Source organism: Wolbachia endosymbiont of Pentidionis agamae (assembly GCF_036711655.1).
Classification (GTDB): domain Bacteria; phylum Pseudomonadota; class Alphaproteobacteria; order Rickettsiales; family Anaplasmataceae; genus JAZHPY01.
Genome location: NZ_JAZHPY010000090.1, coordinates 1 through 3,992, shown reverse-complemented (window position 1 = coordinate 3,992; position 3,992 = coordinate 1). Strand labels below are relative to the sequence as shown.

Genomic DNA, 3,992 nt, shown 5'->3' with positions numbered 1-3,992 from the left:
TGTCAGTTTATTAAAAATAATAGATAATAATATTAAACAATATAGGTCTGGGTTTCAGAAAGCAGAGCTAGAAGCAAGAGGCATTATAAATTGTGCATTAAATGATGTGGAGGTAATGAAATCTAGTATAAATGCTGTTCTGAATGATGAATTAAAAAAGATAAGTAATTTACTGGAACTAGAAGTTCTGAAGATGAAGTCCGAATATTATGATGAGCTAAAGATAATTTCTATCAATATGGCCTCAGCTTATTATTCTAAGCTTACTAGGTTTAAAGTTGAAAAGAAATTAGTTAGCAACCTTGTTTCCAAGGAATTTAAAAAAGTATGTCTACATCACTAATTATCTTTTTCGCTTTTATAGTAGGTTTTTTATCTTCATATAAGTTATTACGTGGTGCTGTCATAAAAACTTTAGCAAAACGGCGTTTGGGAATTCAAAGTTTAATGCAAGATTCTTTAAGTCTAGAAAAAGATTTATGTGTTTATCTAGCTTATCTTTTACAGAAAACTAAAGATTTAGAGTGTGAAAAGAGTAAATTAATAAAAGGAGCACAAGATAAGGGCAATATAATCATTAATAATGGTAAACAAGAGATGGAATCTGAATTAGCTGGTAGCCTGTGTTCCTCAATGGAGAAAATTTCCGAGCAAGCTTTAGATGATTTAGATCAATTTAAACTTAGTGCAGCAGAAGTAGCTTCTAGAGTTGCAGAAGAATTAATAAAAAAGCATTCATTTAATGAAGAGTGTAAGGGTGGAGATATATCTTTCCTTTCACATAATTTAAGTAAAAAATTCAACTAGTTATGTCAATTTTAGGTAATAAAAATATAGAATGCGATTATAGCCTTTGGAAAAAAGTAGATAGAGCTTTATATTATAAGTATAATTGTATTCCTTGGCAAAAGTTAAATAATACTGTGTTTTTTATACTTAGTAAAATTAATCGGGAAGTATTAACTTGGCTTAAATCCTCTTATAAAAGTGAGTACCTATTATTCATAGTAGATCATGATAAAATAATATACTTTCTTAATTCGTATTTTGGAAATATAGAGTTTGCTAGCAACTACTTATACTATAAAAATAGTTCTTCTTCAGCTAAAGATATAAAATATTCTTCACTGATATATATATCTTTTCTTCTCTTTGTTTCAATTTGTACATTAATAAAAAAATATTCTTACTTTGCTTTGATGGTAGTATTTATAATATTATGTGCTAATTCATTATTCAAGCTCACATGTACAATTCTTGGATTCTATCAAAGATATGAATCAAAAAAGAATAAAGAGAAATTGAATGATGAAGATTTGCCTATGTATACTATATTATTACCTGTTTTCAAAGAAAGAGAGGTTATTGAACAATTGATTAGTAATATCAATGCCATTGATTATCCTAAGTCAAAGTTAGATATAAAACTTATACTTGAAGATGATGATATAGAGTTAGTAAATTTTTTTGCAGAGTATACTCTGCCAGAGCATTTTGATATAATCAAAGTACCAAATTCTTTTCCTCAAACAAAAGCTAAAGCTTGTAATTATGCTATGTTTTTTGCTAAAGGAGAATATGTAGTAGTATATGATGCAGATGATAAACCAGAGCATCTACAATTAAAAAAAGCATTGGTTAAATTTCGGGAAGGCAATAATAAATTAGCATGTGTGCAAGCAAAGTTAAGTTATTATAATAGTGATGTTAATTTTTTAACAAGATCTTTTCATTTAGAATATATGAATTGGTTTCATTATTTATTACCAGGATTTGAAAAAGCGAATATTCCTATACCTCTTGGTGGTAGCAGCGTTCATTTTTCAGTTGAAATTTTCAAAAAAGTATTTCTTTTTGATGCCTATAACGTTACTGAAGATGCAGATCTTGGTTTGAGGTTTGCTCAGATGGGTTATAGAACTGCCATTATTGATTCTGAGACCATGGAAGAATCACCAATTAAGCCGTTAGCTTGGATAAAACAAAGGGCTCGTTGGATCAAGGGGTATATCCAGACTTACATTGTACACTTGAAAAATATAAAGCAGTTATATATTAACTGCGGTCTAAAGGGCATTTTATTATTAAATATTTTCATTGGTTCAACTGCTTTTATATTTTTTTTAACACCGTTTTTACTTGTTTCCATAACATATATTCAACTTTTGAATAAGTTATTTTTGTATTACTTTGTAGTAACTTATTGTGCTAATTTAGTAGTACTATTTTTAATTATAAAGCAACGTAAATTGTCCACTTCTTTTTATATCACATCACTATTTTTTCCTGTATACAGAATACTTCACAGTATTGCAAGTTTTCGTGCATTAGTAGAATTAATTACCTGTCCTCAACACTGGAATAAAACAAAACATGGCTATAGAAAATGAGTCAAAATCTTTAAGTATATGGCTCTTTATATGTTGTTTCATGATAATTGTAGTGCTTGCTATTGGTGGATTTACTAGGCTTAAAAAAGCAGGCTTATCAATTACAGAGTGGCGACCTATCATAGGAATAATACCACCACTTAGCAATCAAGATTGGATAAGAGAAAAACTAAAATACGAAATAACACCAGAGTATAAAGCTTTTTACTCTGATATGAGTATGGAAGAATTCAAAGTAATTTACCTAATAGAGTATACACACAGGCTATCAGCGAGATTTGCAGGTATCATTTTTATACTACCTCTTATCTATTTTCTATGGAAAAGAAAGATAAGTATAAAACTGGCAATAATACTACTTATAGTACTACTCCTTGGAGTAATGCAAGCTTATGTAGGATGGTATATGGTGAATAGTGGATTAATCAAGAACCCTTATGTTAGCCATTATAGGCTTGCATTTCACCTATTATTGGCGCTGGTAATTTTTTCATTATTATTTTTTCAATCCATATGCAATAAAATAAAAATAAGAGATAATGTTACAGTTAGTAATTACAGCATAATATACATTACTCTAGCTTTAATCCTTACTTTCATTCAAATAATTTTTGGTGCATTTGTTGCAGGACTGAATGCAGGGTTACTCTATAATACATTTCCATTAATGAATGGAGAAATAATTCCTAATGATTTATTTTTTTTTAAACCAATATGGATGAATTTTTTAGAAAATAGAATTACAGTGCAGTTTATACATAGAGTATTAGCACTTATAATACTATTACTAATATGCATAGTAGTAATGAAGAATATTAGGCTTTATCCTTTATACATTACTTTACTTCTTATTATCATTCAGATAACGTTAGGTATTATAACATTATTATTTAAAGTACCAGTAGTTGCAGCTATATTACACCAAATGTTCTCTTTTATATTATTCGCATCCAATTTATATTCTCTGTGTTACTTAATACAGGTTAAAAACTGGATTACTAATATAAGATAGATTGTCTAAAAGCAAAGAGAGATAAGGTCATAGTTTTAGATTTTGAATAGCCTTTAGTTAACTAAAAAATTTATCGGAGATCTATACCTTAAGTTCAAGTCTGTTTTTTAGGTAACCAAAAACTGTTTCAATCTTTTTTTTAATCTCCTATTTTGCTATGCTATTTTTAATAGACCTCTTGCATAACTCTCATACAGACACCTATCGATTGTAAATTCCAGCTATCAAATAGAATCTTAAACCAAAACGTTTTCGCAGATTTCGATAGTGATCTGTAAATAAATTTTAAACCTTTTTATAAGCCAATTACATTTTCTACGACTACTCTCTGATTAGCAAGCTCTTTTCCTTTTTTCTTTAGTCCTTTTTCATCTTTTTATGCGGCTTTCATGAATTTTTTTACAAATCTCTATATCTGCCAAAACCTTTAAAATATGAATTTTTAACTCTTTGAAAACTCTAAAATCGTGCCGTTTACCGTTCGAAAAAGTCGTATAAACTGCTCTGTTTTTCTAACCCCAGTTATGGATTAGTAAATAGATAGAAGTGAAGCTAAGAGAAGGAGAGCAGGATAAACTCAATAAATTATA

General features: G+C 28.6%; 4 protein-coding genes and 1 pseudogene. 4 read left to right on the top strand and 1 reads right to left on the bottom strand.

The window, feature by feature from the left end; translation table 11 throughout:
• The 4 genes from V6U76_RS04745 to V6U76_RS04730 form a co-directional block, all read left to right on the top strand.
• Positions 1-343, top strand: a 343-nt coding sequence (locus V6U76_RS04745; protein WP_333023958.1) for a hypothetical protein, incomplete at its 5' end; no start/stop codon positions are given.
• Positions 328-807, top strand: a complete 480-nt coding sequence (locus V6U76_RS04740) for a hypothetical protein (protein WP_333023957.1) — start codon at positions 328-330, stop codon at positions 805-807. The genes V6U76_RS04745 and V6U76_RS04740, both read left to right, overlap by 16 nt.
• 2 nt (positions 808-809) lie before the next feature.
• Complete coding sequence (locus V6U76_RS04735; RefSeq protein WP_333023955.1) at positions 810-2,390, top strand: glycosyltransferase family 2 protein; 1,581 nt, start codon at positions 810-812, stop codon at positions 2,388-2,390.
• Positions 2,374-3,402, top strand: a complete 1,029-nt coding sequence (locus V6U76_RS04730; protein ID WP_333023953.1) for a COX15/CtaA family protein — start codon at positions 2,374-2,376, stop codon at positions 3,400-3,402. The genes V6U76_RS04735 and V6U76_RS04730 overlap by 17 nt, the downstream gene beginning before the upstream one ends.
• A 201-nt stretch (positions 3,403-3,603) precedes the next feature.
• Here V6U76_RS04730 and V6U76_RS05620 read toward each other — a convergent pair.
• Positions 3,604-3,742, bottom strand: a pseudogene (locus V6U76_RS05620) (IS5/IS1182 family transposase); the annotation flags it as partial.
• Positions 3,743-3,992 lie beyond the last annotated feature (250 nt).

Bases quoted from the DNA above. Each gene is read 5' to 3' on its own strand.
- V6U76_RS04740 (WP_333023957.1), top strand. From the start codon at position 328: ATGTCTACATCACTAATTATCTTTTTCGCTTTTATAGTAGGTTTTTTA.
- V6U76_RS04735 (WP_333023955.1), top strand. From the start codon at position 810: ATGTCAATTTTAGGTAATAAAAATATAGAATGCGATTATAGCCTTTGG.
- V6U76_RS04730 (WP_333023953.1), top strand. From the start codon at position 2,374: ATGGCTATAGAAAATGAGTCAAAATCTTTAAGTATATGGCTCTTTATA.